The organism is Micromonospora sp. NBC_00389, from assembly GCF_036059255.1.
GTDB lineage: Bacteria > Actinomycetota > Actinomycetes > Mycobacteriales > Micromonosporaceae > Micromonospora.
On record NZ_CP107947.1, the window covers coordinates 4673411 to 4693635 of the forward strand.

General features: G+C 68.7%; 9 protein-coding genes. 2 read left to right on the top strand and 7 right to left on the bottom strand.

Translation table 11 applies throughout. The features are described from left to right. Positions 1-11: 11 nt before the first annotated feature. The 5 genes from OG470_RS22290 to OG470_RS22310 all read right to left on the bottom strand — a co-directional run bounded on the left by OG470_RS22290 (position 12) and on the right by OG470_RS22310 (position 14336). Complete coding sequence (locus tag OG470_RS22290; RefSeq protein WP_328415096.1) at positions 12-4946, bottom strand: hypothetical protein; 4935 nt, start codon at positions 4944-4946, stop codon at positions 12-14. Beyond that, positions 4943-8110 (bottom strand): hypothetical protein, encoded by a 3168-nt coding sequence (locus tag OG470_RS22295; protein ID WP_328415097.1) that lies wholly within the window; start codon positions 8108-8110, stop codon positions 4943-4945. The genes OG470_RS22290 and OG470_RS22295 overlap by 4 nt, the downstream gene beginning before the upstream one ends. Beyond that, complete coding sequence (locus OG470_RS22300) at positions 8107-11550, bottom strand: DUF6603 domain-containing protein (RefSeq protein ID WP_328415099.1); 3444 nt, start codon at positions 11548-11550, stop codon at positions 8107-8109. Before OG470_RS22300 ends, OG470_RS22295 begins: the two co-directional genes overlap by 4 nt. Continuing rightward, a complete protein-coding gene (locus OG470_RS22305) occupies positions 11547-14012 on the bottom strand; it encodes a hypothetical protein (RefSeq protein ID WP_328415101.1) in 2466 nt (821 codons plus the stop codon). Before OG470_RS22305 ends, OG470_RS22300 begins: the two co-directional genes overlap by 4 nt. 108 nt (positions 14013-14120) lie before the next feature. Next, positions 14121-14336, bottom strand: coding sequence for a hypothetical protein (locus OG470_RS22310; RefSeq protein ID WP_328415102.1), 216 nt, complete (start codon positions 14334-14336; stop codon positions 14121-14123). Between OG470_RS22310 and OG470_RS37340 the strand changes: the two genes are divergently transcribed. Together OG470_RS37340 and OG470_RS22315 are read left to right on the top strand one after the other, a co-directional pair. Then, positions 14269-15027, top strand: a complete 759-nt coding sequence (locus OG470_RS37340; protein ID WP_442931206.1) for a hypothetical protein — start codon at positions 14269-14271, stop codon at positions 15025-15027. The genes OG470_RS22310 and OG470_RS37340 overlap by 68 nt on opposite strands. Continuing rightward, positions 14921-17011 (top strand): MMPL family transporter, encoded by a 2091-nt coding sequence (locus OG470_RS22315; RefSeq protein ID WP_442930941.1) that lies wholly within the window; start codon positions 14921-14923, stop codon positions 17009-17011. Before OG470_RS37340 ends, OG470_RS22315 begins: the two co-directional genes overlap by 107 nt. A 432-nt stretch (positions 17012-17443) precedes the next feature. On the opposite strand, the gene OG470_RS22320 is transcribed toward OG470_RS22315, so the two are convergent. Together OG470_RS22320 and OG470_RS22325 are read right to left on the bottom strand one after the other, a co-directional pair. Beyond that, a complete protein-coding gene (locus OG470_RS22320; RefSeq protein ID WP_328415104.1) occupies positions 17444-18163 on the bottom strand; it encodes an IS6 family transposase in 720 nt (239 codons plus the stop codon). 160 nt (positions 18164-18323) lie between these two features. Beyond that, positions 18324-19727: an alkaline phosphatase PhoX gene (locus OG470_RS22325; RefSeq protein WP_328415106.1), complete on the bottom strand. Its 1404-nt coding sequence runs from the start codon at positions 19725-19727 to the stop codon at positions 18324-18326. Positions 19728-20225: the final 498 nt, after the last annotated feature.

The following is a 20225-nucleotide window of genomic DNA, read 5'->3' on the forward strand; positions in this document are numbered from 1 at the left end:
GATGTGCCCGGCTATTCCCGGATCGCCGTCTGGTGGATCAGATCGGTGGAGATGGTGGCGAAGCGGCGGGTGGTGACGGCCGAGAGCACCGCCGGCAACAGGTGGCCAAGCGCAGTGCTCCCGAGCTGGTCCGGCTCGACGGCCCGCTGTCTCACGCGCTCCAGGGTGTCGTTGAGGATTCCCTCCAGCTTGCCCCACGTCCACTGTCCGGTGATCTGTGGCGTGACGGCAAGCAGCAGGACCTGCGGCGGCTCGGAGCTGGGCTGGTTGTAATGCACGGCGATGCCGGTGGTCTCGACCTTGCCGGGTATCACCTCGCTCCATTCGTCGACGAGAAGGCCGCTCTGCTGGGCGGCCGGGTCGAAGCCGCTCGCCGGCAGGCACTGCACGAGCGACACGAACTCGCCTTGCGGGTAGAACACCCCTGGCTGGCCGATCTGCTCCGGCCGGACGGGAGGAAACTCGACCGCCACCCAATGGTCTCCGGCGCGGAAGGGAAGCTGCAGCGGCTTGAGGATGCCGCCCGGGGTTGCGAACAGCTCGCTGAGGATGAGGACCTGCTCGAGGTCGCCCATGCTCTGGCGGGCCCGGGCCACCCCTTGTAGCCACTCGTCGACGAGCAGGGGGTTCTCGTGATGGAACCGGGTCAGGCCTTGGTCGGGCGGCGCATCGCGGAAGGCGGCGGCGGCCTGGACCTCGCTCAGCGCGCTGAGCGAGAAGCGCGGCACAAGGTTGAACGACGGCCCGAAGAGCTCCTGTGCGGCCTGGCGGCAGTCGGCGAGGCGTTCGCTGGCCGGCCGGCTGGCGTCGGCCGCGGAGGTCCGCGCCGCAGTCGCCAGCACCAGCCTCGCATGGCCGATCTTCAGCAGACGCAGTCCCTGGTCGCCCAGGGTCTGGCGGGCGCGGTCCGAGTCGCCCGCCGCGCTGAGCGGTACGGCGTCGGGCAGGCCGAAACGTGCCAGAGCCAGGATGAAGCCTCGCACGGTATCCGCGACGATGGCGCCCACCACCGGGTCCCCGTTGCCGTCCACGGGGATGGCGGCGGCCAGGTCTGCCAAGGCCGTGTCGAACCGACCGATGGCCGTCTGCAGACGGCCATCGAGCTCGTCCAGGTCGTAGCCCTGAGGGTTGAGGTTCTCCGCCGGGTTGGTGTTCGCTTCGGAGGGCAGGCGGAAATCGAGGGCCGAGAGCGGGCGGGCGGTGGTGACCAGATTCCGCAGGCGGCGCAGCAGCGGCAGAAGTTGGAACAGGTTGGCGCTTGCCGGATCGGCAGGCTCGGCCATGAACTCGAACGTGACCTGCAGGTCGTCGTCGTGCTGGTCCACGCGGATGGCGGAGGCCAGGCGCTTCTCCAGTTCCGTCTCCTGGCTCAAAATCTCATCCCCCGCCAGCAGGACCAGGTCGATGGGCTGAAGCCCCAAGCCGGCCAAGCTCTGCTCGTGCGGAGGGTGTCCCTCCCAACTCACCTTAACGACGATGCGGTCGGGCGCGGGGAGGTGCTCGCCCAGCCAGCGGTTCAGGCCCGGTTCGACCCGCGCCCGCTCGGTTGGTGCCCCCGGCCAGGACCCAGGTCCCGTTTCGCCCGGCAGGTGCAGCGCTACGCGCTGGGTGATAGCGAGGCCGCTGCGCGGGGTTCGAGCGATCTCGGGTTCGGGCGGCAGCCCGCCCTCGGCGAGAGTCTTGATCGAGGCCGCGGCCCGCTCGAAGTTGCCCTCGGTCACCTGGAAGACGCCTTCCGCCAGGAGGAGGTCGGCGATGGCGTCGAGGCTGTCGGCCAGGCGGGCGACCTCGGCCTGGACGGCGACCGCGTGTGGCGAGGCTGGGTCGGCGGGCAGGCCCTCGACGCCGAATGGATAGGCCACCGGGGCGGCCCGTAGGAAGGCGGCTTCGACCAGGGCGTAACCGTCCAGCACATTGCGAGATTCCTTGGTCTCGATGGGGCTGCCGCTCTCGTCAGGCGTGATCTTGTCGGCCAGCAGCGGGTACTGAGCCCGGAAGAGGGGGAGGTACTGGTTGAGGGACGGGTCCTCATACCGATCATGCAGGCCGCGCTCGAACTGGTAGCCCAGCAGCGCGCCAAGCTCCTGGCCGTTGCGGACCCCTTCGATGAAGGACAGCGCGGTCCGCACCCGATCCGAAGACAGGTTGACCGCCATCGTCTCCGGGCGGGCCGGGTCGAAATGGGTGAGGTAGGCGCCGCGCAGTACCGCCGCCGCCACGGCGTGGTTGAGCGACGGCGCGTGGATGAAGCCGCCATTGTCGGGCTGCTCGAACAGGTCGCCGTCGCTCGTCGGGTCGTAAAGGGTGACCGGGATTCCGGTGGTGTCGGCCTTCTGCTGAGACGGGCCCGGGCGCAGGTCCTCCAGCCAGCCGAAGGCGCCCAGATAGAGACCCGTGCGGCGCAGCGAATCGGGCGGGGCTTCGCCGTCGCCGGGGCCCTCGTTCCCCGAAACGAAGCGCTGCAACTCCAGACGGCGGGCGAAGAAGCCCATCTGCCAGGCGTCCAGCCGGTACGAGCACAGGTCCAGGTGCTCGACGAGGATTCGCTCCAGGCGCGCGGTCGGCAGGTCCACCAGATCCGCGAGCGCGGCGCGCACGGCCTCGATGGTGAGGGCTTCGGGCTGACCGTGACCGTCGGGGGTCAACAGCCAGGCGCCCACCGGCAGGTTGGCCTGCGACAGGGCAGGCAGGACATGGCCGACCTCGGCGTCCAACAGCTCCCACCGGGTGACCGTCCGGTCCTGCGTGACGTTCGCGATCTCGACCTCCCGGCGGGCGGTGAGGGGAAGCACGTCGAACCGGGCGTACAGGCGCGTCGCCGCATCGTGGACCGAGAGCAGCAGCGCAGAGCGCAGCAGGCGGTAGAGCAGAGGGCGGGGCACCGGCTGGTCTTCGCCGGACAGGTGTCGAAGGCGCTGCTGCTTCAGGTCGTCATAGGCGCTGTGGGCAAGCCAGCCCAGGTAACTGCTTTCGGTGAAGCCATCCGGGTTCGCGGGGTCGGGGATGCGATAAGCCTTCTTGAGCAGCTTCGTCTCCGACAGCGTCTCGGTCTCGTCCGCGGCGACGTCGTCCACCAGCGGGTCGAGGATCTGGTCGTGGTCCACGAAGAAGGCCAGGTCGAACAGTCGCGGCGGCGGGTCGAGGGGCAGCCCCAGCTCCTGCAGCAGCGCCAGGGCCTGGCGGCGGATGTTCTCCATGAGGGCCGGGCCGTAGAACCTGCCAGGGGTGAAGGCGTAGAAGTTCCAGATCGTCTCTTTCCCGGTCGCGTGCCGGCGATAGAACTCGATCGAGGCCGCGTTCAGGCCCAGGGCGCGCAGGAAGTCCTGATCCGGGTCGGCGGTTGCGCCGATTCGGGAAGCGCTCGCGGCTAGCTGCCGCCAGGTCTCCTGCAAGCGGCGGATCACCCCGAGCATCCCGTTCAGGAATCCAGGCTGGCGGCCCAACTCGCGCTCGGACCACTGCCAGGCGGAAAAATCGGAGCTCAGGAGCACCCCGTAGGGCTGGCGACCCACCCGCACCGCCGGCAGCGGGCCGCGCCCGGTGACGTAGCCGGTGAAGAAGTCCCGTACGCGGGCGATGAGGCCCAGGTCCAAGTCCAGCATCTCCTCTAGGTAATAGCCAAGCGTGGCGGGGAAGAGGGCGGTGTTGAACCGCCGGGCCTCGCGCAGGTCGCGCCCCCCGGCGCCGTCCAGCCGCTGCAAGGGGGCGTAGCCGATGCCGAGCGCCTCGGCCAGCCGCTGGGCGTCCGTCTTCTCGTGTGGCTGACCGGTCGGCTCGAAAGCGGGCGGGCCGACCTCGAGGGCGAAGCTCTCGGCCGGGTCGGGGCCCGCGCTCGAAAAGCCGGAACCGTTCCCGTCGGCGTTGTTGGTGGGCGTCCCCTGCGGCAGCAGGCTCATTCCGTCGGCGGCGTAGTGGTGGTTGTCGAACAGCTCCTCCAGCAGGTCTTGGCCGGCGACCGCGTCGGACGACAGCCGTAGGCCGAGCACGAGCAGGCGGTCCAACCCGCGCTCTGCGGCGGTCGCATCAAGCGGGATTCGCAGGCCCATGCCCTTCGCGACCGCCTGATCGAAATCGCCGACCCAGGCAAAGTCCGCGCCCGTCTGGAGCTCGCCGCCCGTCTGCCGATATTCGGCCTCCAACCGGAGCGGGTCGGGACCGAGGACGAGCGGGTCGGGCACCGGCGCGCCGGCCTGCCGGAAGACTCGCTCGCCCCCGATGTAACCCATCACCACGAATCGGTCGGGCATGACGGTTGAGCACGGCGCCCGGCTCCAGCTCTCCGACTTGAGGCTCTGCGGGTCGACGGCCGGGAAGCTCAGGTCGTCGGCCGAGGATACGTCCAGCGTGGCGGGACGGGTCTGGGCCGCGATCCAGGCCGCCCGACGGCTGTCCGACGAGCGGGCCAGCTTCGCCCATGCTCCCTGCTCGAGCGCCTGCCGGGTAGGTTGGTCCGTCTCACGCGAGGCCGTCCACATCTCGCGCCAGAAGGCATGGCCGTCGCTCACCTCCGCGGCGGTCAGCTCCTTCTCGTGGGTGTGCACCGCGATGTCGTCGGGGAAGATGCGCACCCACAGTTCCCTGCCCGCCGCGCCCGGCATGAAGCGCGCCTCGACCCGCACCGGCAGGAGCAGGAACGGCAGGTCGTCGGGGAGCTGCTCGACCAGGTCCCAGGGGGACTCGGGGATCGACTGCCAGAGGCGATGGAATTCCTCCTTCGCCGCTGCGGCGGCCCGCTCGCCGTCAGCCCGGGCGGCTTGCAGCCGCTCGAGCTCGGCCTGAATGGCTCGCGCCTCCTGCTCGCCGGCTTGGCCCCGACGCAGGACGTGCTCGAGCCGGTTCTGCCCGCCGCGCAGCCGTCGGCGCAGTTCGGCCAGGTTCTCTTCGGCGCTGGCCAGCGCCTGCCGGGCGGCCGCGGCGCCCTGTCGAAGCTCGCCGAGATCAGTCATACCAGCATCCGCTCCGCGTGCACGGCCACCATCACCGGCACCTGGTAGAGGATGTACGCCATGTCGGCCGCGTTGACGCCCCACCGGATGGCGTCGTCGGGGACGGTCGTGATGTTGGTGGTCGGGACGGTGGTCAGATCGATGAGGCCGATCTGCGCGGGGTCACCCAGGTGGTTCCAGGACAGGTCCGTCCATCGGGTCGGGGCAGGCGGCGTCGTGTCGTGGATATCGAGCCCGAAGCGCGGCTCGCCGGGCCGCTCCTGGATCACGAAGAACCAGCCGGGGTCGCCGCCTTCCGGCTCGATCGACCCCTTGGCCTGCGAGGCCGTTAGGTCGAACCCGATGAAGCGCAGGTCGGGCAGGACCTCGGCCTTGAAGATCGGCTCCAGGAGGTTCACATCGGGGTCGCTCTCGTCCAACACCCGGATCATCCGCCGGGGCAGGACGGGATCGTCGGGGTCTTCGACCCACTTCGCCTTCTGGGCGTAAAGGATGGCGCTCGGATAGCGCTTGAGCAGGTCGCCGCGGATCACCAGCACCAAGCGCGACTCGCCCGGCTCGCTCCCGGTGGGCAGCGGCTTGTTCTCGTGCGTTCCCAGGTCGGTGGATGGTCCCCACTCGTGCAGTGGCTTGAAGTCGCGCAACTGCCGGGCGCGGGTCGCGGGATCCACCCGCCTGTCGCGGCTGGCCCTTTCGGCCGGCTCCCAGAACAGCAGGAAGCTGCTCGGGCGCAGGTCGGTCGGATACTCGCGCCACAGCAGCTCGCGGGCGAACTCGTGGTTCAAGCCAACGACGTACGCCTCGATGAAGCGCGGGTTGGTCTCCAGCAGCGTGATGGTGTTGTTGGGGATCAGGTGCAGGTTCGGGATGAGCAGCTCGCTGGAGAGATCGCGCAGCGGCCGGTACATCGGCTCGTTGAGCACCGGGTGAGCCATGACCGGCACGAGGGTGCCGGTCGGCTTGAGATACGTGAAGGTCGGCGGGATGGCAATCAGGCTCAAGGCCCGGCGCGGGATCGCCGTGACCGGATTGAGGGCCTGCTCCACGACGGCCGCCGCGCGGTCGAAGTCGAGCGGCGGGCCGATGGTCTTGACCGGCAGCGGGCTCTCGAATCGCGCGTTCACGTCGACCAGCGCCTGGCGGAAGCGAGCGGCTTCGGGGCTGTCGGACGAGCCGCTGCGGCCGATGCCCGGAGGCAACCGGTTGCCCGGTTCGGTGAGCACGAACCCGGGCCGGGGTGGGATCGTCTGCACGGCCGCGACCGTGCGGTTCTGGTTGCCGAGGCGCGTGGCGGCTTCCAGGCGGCCGCGCACATACTCGATCACGCCGAGCGCTGCGAGTCCCAGCAGGGTTACCGGCAGCCCGAGCCCGAGGGTGACGACAGAGAACAGGAGCAGCAGCACAGCCGCCGTCACCATCGCCGCGCGCAGCGGTTTCCACAGCAACACCGCGCGAAGCCAGCCGGGCAGCGGGAACGGCAGCAGGGATCGGGCTACGCCCTCGAGCAGGATCTCCTTCTCCGGCGCCCGCTTGGGCGGGGCCGCGGTGATTCCGCCGGGGGTGTTCATGCGCGAAAGCATGGCGCCCGGCCTGCCACGCTGCCGGGGAAAGGCCTTGCGCATCAGTGCGCCGCGCGGCCGCGTCATCCGGCGAAAGGCAGGGTCGAGGGAGGCGGCCGGCAGGCGGCTCTCTTCCACCTGATGGGCGACGGTCGTCGGGCTTCCCAGAACCCGGCGGTGGACCTGGGCGGTCACCGCCAGCTTCTGGTCCCGACCAAGGGGCTTCAAGAAGCGTTCGAGTACGCTGGCGCCCGCCGTTATCGAGACCTGGAACTGGCGGATCTTCTGGTTGGCGGCCAGCACGTCGCCGAGCTGCTGCCAGGCCTTCTGCATGTAGTCTTCCTGGTTGGCCTGGATCACCTGGGTGCCGAGGCCGGCCGGAACGCGCAGGCGCGGATCCCGGTTGAGTTCGTTGGCCCAGCCGGGGTCATCGACGTGCAGGTGGCTCTGCAGGGCGTGCCAGCGCCCGTACAGCGGCGGGCTGATGACCGGGTCGGGGTGCTCTCCGCCATCGGCCGGGGGCTGGAGCGCGTCTTCCTGCAGGTTCACCCTGGCGGCCAACTCAGCCAGGAAAGCGGGGTGGGGTGCAGGCGGCCACTCGGTCGGGCGGGTTCGGGCCTGCGGGCTCTTCAGCGCGCCTTCAAGCCCCATGACGGCCGAATCGCCCGGCGCGTCTCGCATGCCGGGCACGCCGAAGCCCGGGGCCTGCATATCCATATCCCGGATGCCCACCCGCTCGTCCACGCGGCGCGGCTCGAGCAGGTTGACGAGGTACTCGAAGTCGCCGCGCCTGGCGGTGCGGAAGAACCAGCGGTAGTAGACCGGATACTCGGTCTGCCCGTTCCCCCATGAAGGGGCAAGGGCATCCTGCCCGACGGTGGGCAGCGCCAAGCCGGCCAGCCGCCCGATCTCGAAGGCCGGGATCACGAAGGCGTGGTAGGCCGTATCCTCCTTGAGCTTGCGCGGGCAGACCATCCGCGACAGGGCGGAATCGGGGTTGGTGTGCACCAGGCTCTTGAGAGCGACGACGGTCTGCTGCGGGGTGTTGGCCCCCGCATTGGTGATGTCGCGGGAGACGTGGACGTGCGCCCATGCCCAGGCCTGGTCCGCCGGAGGGAACACCGCGTTCGGGTCGCCGGTTAGTGTGATGCCCGCCAGCGGCGCGCCTGGCGGCCGACCTTCGGTGAATTCGGTCTCATCCAAGGCGAGCAGGAAGATCCACGGGCGCAGCTTGCTCTGGCCGTTGTCGGTCACCGGGCCACCGGCCGCGTCGACTCGCACTGCACTGGCCGGGGTGTACCGCCAGGGGAAGTCCTCGTCGTAGAAGTCGATGGCGGCCAGGTAGTTCGGCTCGTAATCGGTGACCCAGTTGCGCGGCTCTGTCCGGACCACTGCCTGTGGGTGGATTCCGATCACGTCGCCGGGGCCGAGAAGGAGAACGTCGTTGGTGGCGAAATCGGCCTGGTTGTTGACGTTGAGGGAGATGCGCACCTCGGCGCGTTCGGCGGGCCCGCCAGGACCCAGCGTATCGGGCTGTCGAATCTGCGCGGCGATTCCCTGGCGCAGCCAGGGTAGGAACGTGTAGGCGGCGATCGGGTCGCTCATGACCGGTTCACCTCGAAGGCGGGGACGACCAGGATCTCGTTGGCCAGGCCCGGCTGCTGGCGCAGCATCTGCTCCAGCAGGGCATTCGCCGCGGCCTCGGAAGCGTGGAAAGCTGCGGTGGGCACCGGGCTCAGGTCACGCGCGAAGACCACCGCGAACTCTTCCTGCCGGAGATTGACTTCGCCGGGGGCGTCGGCGGGCTTGGCCTTCCTGGCATGCGAGAGGGGCGACCTGGCCACGGCGCCACCCACCGACCAGGCCTCGAATGACAGCGGTTCGACCTGGAACAGGTCGAACCACGGCGCCAGGGCGCGCTGGTCGTCCTTGTAGAACAGCTCGTACTCCACCAGTCGGAGCGCCGCGTAGTCCGATTTCAGTTCCTCAGAGGCCTGGATGCGGACCCCGGCGTCGTATTTCTCGAACGACTTGCCGGTCAGCTTCTGGGTATCCGAACGCTCGAAGAACTGAGCCGGGGCAAAGTCTTCTCTGGCCGCCGCCGTCCCCAGCGACGCCGCGTCGCCCGCCGGTCCGACGGTCACTTCCTGGATGCGGAAGCGGGTGGCGTCGGCTGGCGTCTGTGCCCCGAACTTCTGGACCTCGACGTTGAGGGGGACGACCTTCTGCGAGATCGTCAGCACGCCGGCTGGCGAGACCACCGGGGGGCCGCCCGGATCGATCTGCTTGAGGGTCACCATCAGGTTCTTGTCGGGCGCCAGCGACGCCTGCCAGTTGCCCGGGTCGGACAGGGCGGCCCGCAGCAGTGGCAATACGGCGATGGCGTCGAGCCGCGTGTCGCGCTGTTCGCCCCAGGTGCGGTCGAAGCGCACCGTGATGGAGAGGAACCAACAGATCTTCAGGGTCGCCTTGCCGTGGGCGTGCCAAGGGGTGGGCCCTTCCAGGGTGAACGCGAGCGAGATGGAGGCGATGGTGGAGGAGCCCGCCCGCAGCGCCAGCATGGCGCCGATGTCGGCGATGAAGTAGAAGGGGTTGAACTGGAACAGGACGTCGAACGACAGGAAGCCGTAGATGCTGAACGAGCCAGCCGCGGCGTACAACTCCAGCCGGGCACCGAACTGGACGGTGTTCGAGGTCAGGGCGAAATACGTCTCCAGGGTGAGGCGCGGGTTGTCGGCGTCAAGCAGCTGCAGGGTGATGCGCCGAATCTGGGGCAGGTCGAGGGGCGGGGGCTGATAGAGCGGGTGGAAGCCGCCCACCGTGAGCAGGAAGTTGGCGTCCCCGAACCACTTCAGGCGCACCGCCATGTCGCCGGACAGGGGGAAGGTCAGCAGGCGTGAATCGAAGATCGACGCGTCGAAGGCGAGTGTCCCGGCCTCGAAGTCGATCACGCCCAGGAAGTTGACCTGCAGCTGGAGGATGCGGGCCTTCTCGTCGGGGAGGACCATGCGCACGATGCCGAGGATCAGCAAACGGACCGGGTTGGGCAGCTCGACGATCAGCCCCAGGTCGATCGTGATCAGGGTGGGCGTGCCCCACTCGATGCGCGCCATCGGGCCGAGGACGAACCGGCCGGGCGTGGGGGGGAAGACCTGCCGCATGTCCGACAGGATGCGGTTGGCGTTGGCGACCACGTCCTCGGGGAACAGGATCGAGTCGAGGGTGCCGTCCCGCAACCCGCTGCGGAGGCGCTCGACCATTACTGAGCGGTTGAACCCCAGCAGCCCGCCCACTCCCGTCAGCGTGAACCCGAAGCCGAGCTGGACGGGTGGGAACTCGGCCGTGATGATGACAATGAGCGAGAAGCCGGGCTGGCCGCCAGGCAGGATGGTGTTCAGCAGGCCGACTGCCTTGAGCGCCAGGGTGCCCTGGAATTCCAGCTCGAGCAGCCCGGAGTACTCGCCCTTCTCGACGTCGAACCGGAGGAAGCCGCCGCCGGTGAACCCGCCGCCGCTGATCGCCAGCCCCACTCCGTCGGGCGATTGGAGGCCGACCCCCACGTCAAATGGGCCGGCGTTACCGTCCTCAAAGAGCAGTTCCAACTGGATGCCGATGCCCTGGACGGTGGCAGTCAGCGGCCCGAGCTGGCCGGTCAGGTTGGCGCCGAGCCGGGTCCGCAGGCGCGGCCCGGCGTCGGGCGGAAGGTAGAGCCGGATCTGCACGGCTTCGACCAGGATCGGGCCGAGCTCCAGGTGAGAGGGAAGCTCGACCTCGAATCCGCCCCCGCCCTTGAAGCGGAGGCCGCGGGTGCTCGACCACTCCACGCCGAGCGGGATGTCCACCCGCTTCTCGCCGTCCCCCAGCAGGTCGCGTACGAAGCTGTCCCCTTCGCCGGCCGCCAGCACCAGCGCCAGGCCGCGTACGTCTGCTGCCATGATCAGCTCAAGCTGACCCGAGAGGTAGTTCGCCTGCAGGCCCGCCTCCGCGCCCGACACCTCGAGGCGGGTGGCGCCCGCCGAGCCCAGCAGGAGAACGCTGCTCGGAGGGTGGAAATCGAAGGAGAGGCCGAAGCCGGCGCGCGGAAGCTCCTGCCCCGGCATGAAGGGGTACTTGACGCTGATCCCGTCCGGGCGGACCAGGATGCCAAAGCGGGAGGCGATGTCGCTGCCGGCGCGGATCTTCAGGTCCAGGTCCTGGGCCAGCCGCAGGGTCAGCGGCAGCTCGGAGGGCACGTCCGGCTCGATCACCAGGCCCGGCAGGCTGGCCCCCGCGGCCGGAAGCTCCCGCATGACGAAGGCAAATTCCCGGCGGGTCCCGGCGATTGTGAGGTAGTAGAAGGGGAGCCGCAACACGACGTTCGTCCCATGGAGCGGGTCGTCGAAGATGCCGCTGTACTCGCGGGTCAGCTCCTCCTCGGCATTGCGCAGAGCGGCCGGCAGGCGGAAGGCGACCAGCAACTCGGCCGAGTGCTCGAGGATGCGGATGTAGTTCAAGTCGGAGGCGCCCCAGCCGTAGACGCCCTTGATCAGCGAGAGCGGATCGGCGGCGATCTGCGGGATCCGGTCCCATCTGAAATGGGCCCGCATGAAGGCCGAACGGCCCGAGCCCGAGGGGACGCTTTCAAGCTGGATCACGTCCATGGCCTGGAACAGGTTGTAAGCCGCAGGGAGGCTGGCGGCCAGGTACTCCGTCCACAGCAACTCGAACAGTCGCTCGCCGATCTCGGCCAGGAACGTCGCGGCGTCGACCCCGGCCGGCGCGACCGAGAGGGACTGGATCGCGTCGTACACATCTTTGACCTGGCCCAACAGCGCCAGCACCTCCTCGGGGGAGGGCTCGTCGGCCAGGGCCTCCAGGGTCTGCAGGGCCGCTTCGACCCGCGCGCCCAGGGCGGTGTATTCGGGCGGCAGGGACGTGACCCCCCAGCCCAGCCGCAGCATGAACTGCTTGAAGGCGTCGGGGCCGGAGACCGCCTGCTGAAGCGGCCTGAGCGCCAGGGTCAGGTGGCGGGCGATCAGCTCGAGGGTGCTGGCGTTGCCGCTCATCGCAGCGGGTAGAAGTCGTCGTACTGGAGGTCGATCTGGAAGTGTTTGAAGGGATCGATGATCTCCACCAGGACATAGCGGCAGACGGCGCAGAACTCTAGGCTGTCTAACGCCGTGCCGTGCATCATGCAGGTGCCAGCCGGATGGAAGATGCCGCAGGACTTGGTGCCTCCCCCGTGGTACAGGCCGACGATGCGGGGCTTCTCGCTGAAGCAGATGGGCAGGTTGACCCCGTTCAGGATCGGGTCCTGCACCGCTTTCATGGCCTCGGCCGGGTCGCACGGGTCGGGGGTGAGCGGCCTATGGTTGGCGGTGATGAAATCTTTGATGTTCTTGGCCACGAGTCCCGCAAACGGATAGGTCTCTGAGCGGACCGAGTCGGGCGCGAGCGCCGGCATGTAGAGCACGTCGCCCTCGAGGAACGTCAGGTCCGGGTTGATCGCGCCGACCACGGTCACCTCGTCGGCCGAGCGCGGCTCGTCGATCTCTAGGACGGTGGTCCGGCCGTCCGGCGCCCTCAAGACGGTCTCGATAGGGTTCTTCCTGAGCGGATTGGGGTAGTCGCGCTTGCGCAGGACGACCTTGTCGCCAACGGCGAACTGTGCGCCCTGCCCGGGCTGGAGCTTCACATTCCAGCGGTTCGCGCCGGTCGACGTGACCAGGTCGCGCACCAGGGCCCCCTTGCGGGCCCGAAGCCAGTTCCACTTGATCTGTTCGCCGTCGAGCTGGCCGCCGGTCTGGGCGTCGGTCTCCACCTGAAGGTTGCCGTACCTGTCCAGGTCGGCTGCCGAGCCGGTGAAAGCGTCCTCCGCGAGGGCATATTCATCGCCCAGCCCATAGGAGTGGGCGATCTCATGCAACGCCCGGCCACTGCGCAGGCTGCTGACGGAGTTCGGGATGCTGGGCGGGTCCCAGTGGTAGGCACCCGTTCCGCTGACAATGGACAGGCCGCGCAGCTCTGCGGAGTCCTCGACATTCATGGCGATATAGCCGTCGTGGTTTATGCCGCGATCCCATTTGCAGCTTGAGAGGACAAAGACGTAGTCGTAGTTGGTGGGCCGGTTGCCGTCCTGGCTGGCGGCCCACAGAGCCGTCAGGTCGTGGCCCTGGTCGCCGCGCAGGGTTGTGAGGAAGCGATCCAGCCGGTCGCGGTCCAGGCGGTAGGGGTGGAAGGCGATGAACTCGTCGTCGCTCTCGCTGTTGACGCGCGGCGGGTTCCCGTACGCCATGCCCAGGGTTGTGTCCTTCTCCTCCACCAGGCTGCGGTTGCCCAGCTGGCGCCAGCGGTTGATCAGTGAGTCGGTGGCGTGCGGAGCGGGATCGGGGTGATACAAGGCGGTCCAGTCGGTCTTGATGTCCGCGTTGGTCCGGGCCGTGTTGGAGGGTAGGTCGGTCGAGACCGGCAGACCGGCCGCGTAGATGAGGTGCTCCAGGCGCCATTCCCCGGCGTCGGGCGGTCTCTCCGGGTTGGGGACCATGAAGCCTCGCCGCTTCTCGTCCACGCCCGTCGTGTACACCTCGCAGCGAATCGAGATGCCGCGCACGCTGGAGGGTACGAAGACCTGCCAGAAATTCATCGAGGTCGCGAGCAGGTCGAACGGGGTGGTTAGGTGGCTGGTCTTGAAGCGGTGAACGAGAGAGACGGCAAGTTGCTCGAAGGTGCCGGAATCAGCGGGGGTGAAGCCGTCGCCAATGAACAGGAAGTTCGGGACGACGGCGGGGTTGATAAAGCCCGGCCAGCCCCCGCCCGGCACGATGCTGGCGAAGTTGGTGCTGTTCCAGGGCTCAACCAGATGGACGTCTCCGCTCGCCGAGCCGCCGCCCAAAGCGGCCGGCAGGGTGGCGGTGAGGGTGATCGTATCCGGAGGGGAATCGAAGAGGGTGAGGAAGATCCGCCCGGTGCCCGCGTGGACGTTGGCATCCGGTCCCCAGGTGACACCGTGGCTTTCGGTCAGGTCGCCCACCACCCCGTCGTCGAACCGGGCCCGAACCGAAAACTTGTAGTCGGTCTCGTCCGGACGGTTCGTACCGTCAGGGCGGATGGTCAGGCTGGGCGGGGTCAGCCAGACCTGGGCGACCGACTCGTGAATGTGGAAGCGGATGGGCAGGTGATACTGCGTGCCGTCGGCGTTGTTGGTGACGTCGGCCACCACGATGAAGTTGCGCAGGTGGAGCGGAGGCAGGAGGTCTTCGACCCGGACGACGCCGGTGATCCTGTTGACCCGGACTCCGGCGCCGCGGAAGCTGTCGCCCGTCAGCACGCCCTGGATCAACGGCCTGAACGTCAGGCTCACATCGTGGGCGTTCGTCGGATCAACCAGGTATTGCCGGGCCCAGACGATAGTGTCGTCCATCCTCCTGAAGGCCAGGTGGCTGGCGCTCAGGTCCGGCCCCGTCTGGCCCCTCAGCACATGCAGGTCCAGATCTTTTGTGCGTGACCAGGAAGCGAATTTGATCGGCACGCGCGACGCCTCCTTAACACAGGCGGCCCCGCCACAAGTCCGACGGTTCAGTCTGATTGTCGGTCGATTGGCGTGGCGGCGCCAGCAGGTCTTGTCCGAGTGTGCTCATCACGCGGGGGTGATCTTCCACAGCGACAGGGGCCGCGAGTACACCTCGGCTGACTTCGCCCGGGCCTGCGCCCGTTGGAAGGTGCGCCAGTCGATGGGCCGCGTCGGATGCTTCGACAACGCCGTCGCCGAGGCGACCTTCTCCACCATCAAGGTCGAGTACGTCCACCGCCGCCAGTTCCGTAGCCGTACCGAGGCGCGCCTGAAAATCGCCACCTGGATCACCGACTTCTACAACCGGCGCCGCAGGCACTCCGTCTGCGACTGGCGATCACCCATCGACGACGAACGACCAACGACCGGCGCACTGGAGGCCCCCGACCTCTACGCCGAACCGCACGAAGACACAATCGCGCTCGCACCATGGGGTCACCCTCGTTCCCGCCGGCCGGATCACCGCCGCGTGCGCGGGGAGCAGACGACGAACCCGCTCATGCCACGGGACAGCGTGGGATCACCCCCGCGTGCGCGGAGAGCAGAGGAGGCCGCCGGACCATCCGCCCACCGGCTGAGGATCACCCCCCCGTGCGCGGGGAGCGCGGGGAGCAGGTCGGCGCCGCCGGCGGCCTGGACGCGAGCGTCGGATCACCCCTGCGTGCGCGGGGAGCAGACGTTCACCGAATCCGACAGGTGGCACCTCGGTTCGGGAGCGGCCGGAGGATGTCGGCCCCTAGGGGTTTTGGGCAGTGGTGTCGGTGCGTACTGCCGATGTCGGGACGCTTGGGTAGACGGGAACATAACCTGGTCCATCGGGGATTGGACGTCCAAACGGGGGGATCATGGCCAGGTCGGTCGCGAGCTTGATCACAGGACGCAAGACGAAGTACCTCATCATCGTGTTCTGGCTGGCTCTCGTCGCGGTGGCTGGGCCGCTTGCCGGCAAGCTCACCAGCGTCGAGGACAATGAGGCCAAGTCCTGGCTGCCGGGTAGCGCGGAGTCGACTCAAGTGCTTGACCGGCAGGCGGCGTTCGCGTCGGCCGACACGATCCCGGCCGTTGTCGTCTACCAGCGGTCTTCCGGACTGACCGAGACCGACCGCGCGCAGACAGTGTCCGATGCGCACAGGTTCGGCCAGATGGCCGAAGTCGACGGTCAGGTCGGCGGCCCGATCTTCTCCAGCGACGGTCAGGCGGCGCAGATCATCGTCCCGCTCAATCTCGGCCCTCAGGGGTGGGACAAGGCGGGCGATATTGTCACCTCGATGAAGGACGTCGCGAAGGCCGGCGCCAGCGGGCTGTCGGTGCACGTCACGGGGCCCGCTGGCAGCGCGGCGGACTCCAGCGAGGCCTTCGCTGGCATTGACGGCAGGCTGCTGTTCGCCACGATCGGTGTGGTCGTGGTGATCCTGTTGCTCACCTACCGCAGTCCCGGGCTGTGGCTGCTGCCCGTCGTCTCCGCCGGCGTCGCGCTGACGGCCGCCCAGGCGGTCATCTACCTGCTGGCGAAGAACGCCGGCCTCACCGTCAACGCGCAGAGTGCGGGCATCCTGACCGTGCTCGTGTTCGGCGCGGGCACGGACTACGCGCTGCTGCTCGTGGCGCGGTACCGCGAGGAGCTGCGGCGCCACTCAGACCGGCATGAGGCCATGGCGGTGGCGCTGCACCGCGCCGGCCCGGCGATCATCGCGAGCGCCGGCACCGTCGTGATCGGCATGCTATGCCTGCTCTTCGCTGAGACCAACTCCACCAAGGGCCTCGGCCCGGTCGCCGCGATCGGTGTCCTGGTTGGGCTCGCGGTCATGCTGACCCTGCTCCCGGCCATGCTGATGACGGTCGGCCGCTGGATCTTCTGGCCGGTGCGGCCCCGGTTCGGCTCCGCGGAGCCCACCACCACCGGGTTGTGGGCCAACATCGGCAAGCGGATAGCCAACCGCCCCCGAATCACCTGGGTCGCCACCGGCCTGGCACTGGCCGTCATGGCGATCGGCCTCGTCCAGCTCGATGCTACCGGGCTGACCCAGAAGGAATCGTTCCGTGGCAACCCGGACTCGATCGTGGGCGAGGAAGTGCTCGCCCGGCACTTCCCGGCCGGTGCGGGCAACCCGGTCGTCGTAATCAGCAAGGCGGAGCAAGGCCCCGCGGTGAAGGCGGCGCTCGCGTCGACTGAGGGCATCGACCCGGCGTCGGTCAGCGAACCCGTCGCCAAGGGTGGCCTCGCCTATGTCGTGGGCACCCTCAACGCCGCGGCCGACAGCCCGGCGGCCTACGACACGGTCGACCGGGTACGCGACCGCGTGCACGCCGTGCCCGGCGCGGACGCTCAGGTCGGCGGCAACACCGCGATCAACCTCGACCTGCAGCGGGCAGCCCGATACGACCGCAACCTCATCATCCCGATCGTGCTCGTCGTGGTCCTCGTCATCCTGGCGCTGCTGCTGCGAGCCGTCGTCGCGCCGTTGGTGCTGGTAGCGACGGTAGTGCTGTCGTTCGGTGCCGCCCTGGGCGCGAGCGCGCTGGTCTTCCGGCACATTTTCGGCTTCGGCGGCGCCGACACGTCGTTGCCACTGTTCGTGTTCGTGTTCCTCGTCGCACTGGGCATCGACTACAACATCTTCCTGATGACCCGGGTACGCGAGGAAACCGCGAGGTACGGCACCCGGCGCGCCGCACTCATCGGCCTCGCCGCGACCGGTGGCGTGATCACGTCCGCGGGTCTCGTCCTCGCCGGCACCTTCGCGGTGCTGGCCACCCTCCCGCTGACCGCCTTCGCCGAGATCGGCTTTGCGGTGGCGTTCGGCGTCCTGCTTGACACGATCATCGTCCGGGCGGTCCTGGTCACCGCGCTGAACCTCGACATCGGACGGCACATGTGGTGGCCCAGCCGGCTGGGCAAGATCGCCGACGTGGAGCCCGCCGAGGCGGCCCAGCAACCAAGCGAGGTCCCCGCCTGACGGATTTCGGCGGGTCAATGGAAGTCACGGAACGCGGGGCTGACCGGCGCTGTCAGCGCCTCGAGCCGGTCGGCCCTCAGATTGATCACGCCGCCATGCGTTTCCAGTCGCCCGCACACGTCTCGGCGTGCTGGTCCGGGCCATCGCCGGCACCCGTTGAGCAGGGCTTCATGCTCGGTGACCTCTTCGGCGGACCCGAAGAGGTCGCCGGGCAGCTATACCTGTGTGAGCGTCAAAGTCTTGCCGATCGTCACCAGCGGTGGGGCATTGGTTCGTGTGGCCCCTCGGACACGAACCATTACCCACGGTGCGCGCTGAGATCCACTTCAGCGCGCACCGTTTGCGTTCCCGGCTGGTAGGTGAGCCGGAGGCCGAGTGGTGCCGTTGCATTATCTGATCGGGAGACGCGTTACGCCCGGGTCGGGTCCGCGGTCAGATCACCCAGGCGAGCTCACTGAAAGCCGAAGCGACTCGAAGCTTGGGCTGACTGTCGAGCAGGAGTTCGTAGTGCCCGCGGCGGAGGTTCTGGATGAACGCGTGTCCGGCGATGATCACTTGTGCGGTTGGGCCGGTCCGGAGCCCACGCATGGGTCGTAATCGGTGCTTGAGCTGGCTGTGATCGGCCTCGATCGGATTGTTCGCGTGCTGCTCGACGTGGTGCCAAGCCGAGGGGATCAGGTCGTCGAGCACCGCGGGGTAGACCGGTGCGGCGTCGGTGACGACCTCGCTGGGCGTCACCTTCAGCATCCGCAGTGCACGCCGGAAGAACCGCCGGGCCGCGGCGGCATCGCGGCGGGCCGAGACGAGCACGTCAATGACCTGCCCGTGCTGGTCGACCGCGCGGTAGACGTAGCGCCACACGCCGTTGACCCTGACGTAGGTCTCGTCGACGAACCACCGGTCACCTGGTGAGTCGCGAGCGAACCGGGCGGCGTCGGCCAGCAGCGGGGTGAACCGTTGCACCCAGCGGAACACGGTGACGTGGTCAACCTCGGCACCGCGCTCAGCCAGGAGTTCCTCCACGTCCCGGTAGGACAGGTTGTAGCGCAGGTACCAGCGGACCGCGAGGACGATCACCTCCGCGGGAAACCGGAACCCGGCGAACGCTGACTTCGGCCGAGACCAGGGACGACGACGACTCGACCGCTTCACCCGTCAAGCCTGCCTCGGTCCCCGGACACGGGCAACGCAACGGACCCGCCGACGGCGATTTCTGACCCGCCGGTACGTGTGGGTTGATCTCAGGCCCGCCGGCTGGCGCAGTGCCGCCCCGGTCTGCCGAGCGGGGCGGCACCATGCTGTCATGCGGTGATCACTGCTCGGCGTTGCTCGGCCGACCCCACGGCCCGGTGATGGCGAACACGTAGCCAGGGGTCTGGATGTTGGCGTAGAGGATCTTGCCGTCCTCGCTGAACGTCGGGCCGGTGAACTCGCTCGTGTTGAGCTCGTTGCGGCCGATCGGGTAGGCCTTGCCCTCGTCGGTGACGCCGACCAGGTGCGAGAGACCCTCGCCGTCCTCGGCCAAGATCACCCCACCGTACGGGGAGACGGTGATGTTGTCCGGACCATCGTAGTTGGTGTCCTGGTCCGGGTCCGGGTTCACGCCGAAGATGGTCTTCAGCGTGATCGTCTCCGACTTCGGGTCGTAGAACCACACCTGCCCGTCGTGCTCGTTCACGCTGCCGTCGTCGTGCCGGGCGAAGCTGGCGACGAAGTAGGCCCCACCGTCAGACCACCAGGCGCCCTCAAGCTTGTGGCTCCGGGTGACCTGGTCGTCGGTGAACTGCTTGCGCACCGAAACGGCTGTCCCGTTGCGGTCGGGCACCTCGACCCACGTCACGTTGTACCGGGTGCCCGGCTGGGTAGCCTCGGCCAGATCGGCGATGTGCTTGCTGCCCTTGAAGCAGTTCATCGCCTGCAATGTACCGGCGGTGTCGCCGCCCAGGCTGAGCGCGAGCGCCCGCAGCGCGCCCTTGCCACCGCGGAAGCCGGCCGGCGGGGTCCAGCGGAAGTACAGCCCGTTCGGGCCGCCCGCGTCCTCGGTCTCGTAGATCGCGTGGGTGCCCGGGTCGACCGCGACGGCCTCGTGCGCGAACCGGCCGAGGAACTTCAGCGGCACCGGGTTCTTGTTGGCCTCGCGATCGAACGCGTCGACCTCGAAGACGTACCCGTGGTCCTTCTGGAACGCCCCGCCGGCACGCTGCTCGGTCTCCTCGCAGGTCAGCCAGGTGCCCCAGGGGGTAATACCACCGGCGCAGTTCTGCACCGTGCCAGCCACGCTGACGTACTCGCGGACCCGGTTGCCGTCGGAGTCCACCTCGATGTTGGTGGTGCCGCCGCGCGCACCCGGGTCGTAGGTCAGGCCCGGCAGGGCTGGCACGCCGTAGGGCTCGTCGCCGCCGATCTCGTGGTTGTTGACCAGGACGCCGCCGTTCTGGCTGCGGAAGAAGCCGGTGCCGTCGGCGTCGCTCGGGGTCGGCTCGCCCGATTCGAGCAGCGTCACCCCGGCCTGGGCGACGATTTTGTAGGAGAAGCCGGGCGGGAGGGAGAGCAGCTTGGCCGCGTCCGGAACGAGGGCGCCGTAGCCGACCGACCCGCGGGCGGCCTCGGCGGCACCGGAACCGGCGATCGCCTCGATACTGCCGGCGAAGACGATGCCGAGGCCACCCGCCGCGCCGGAGCGCAGCAGGTTGCGACGGGAGATGGAGGAGGTCAAGGGAGAACGTCCTTCCGCTGAAGATCCATACGTACGACCCGACCCAAGTCCTCCAGTGCGAATGCCTCGCAGGTGGCGATATACATTTGCGCGAACACGCGGCAAACTCCCGGGTCGGATGCCGCGTCGCGGCTCCACGCGGAAGGCATCGTGGCCTCCTCTCGGCGACGCGGCATTCACGATGCTGATGAGGGCGAGGGCCGTCAGGCGGCGGGTACTGCCGCCTACGCGGCGAGGCGGACATCGACATTCGGTGGGTCCGCAGCCATGTCGACGTTCCCGACCCTACAAGCGGGCGGCGGCTGTTCAGCCGCGCCGTGCTGTCCGCGCTGACGCGGTTGCTGCCCCGCGCACTGCGTGCGCACCGGATCGTCACCCCGGCCACGCTGCTGGCCTGGCACCGCCGCCTGCTAAAGCGGCACTGGACGTATCCGAACCGGCCGGGCCGTCCGCCGGTCAGCGACGAGGTTCGGGATCTCGTCGTGCGGCTGGCTCGGG

Bases quoted from the DNA above. Each gene is read 5' to 3' on its own strand.
- OG470_RS22290 (WP_328415096.1), bottom strand. From the start codon at position 4,946: ATGACTGATCTCGGCGAGCTTCGACAGGGCGCCGCGGCCGCCCGGCAG.
- OG470_RS22295 (WP_328415097.1), bottom strand. From the start codon at position 8,110: ATGAGCGACCCGATCGCCGCCTACACGTTCCTACCCTGGCTGCGCCAG.
- OG470_RS22300 (WP_328415099.1), bottom strand. From the start codon at position 11,550: ATGAGCGGCAACGCCAGCACCCTCGAGCTGATCGCCCGCCACCTGACC.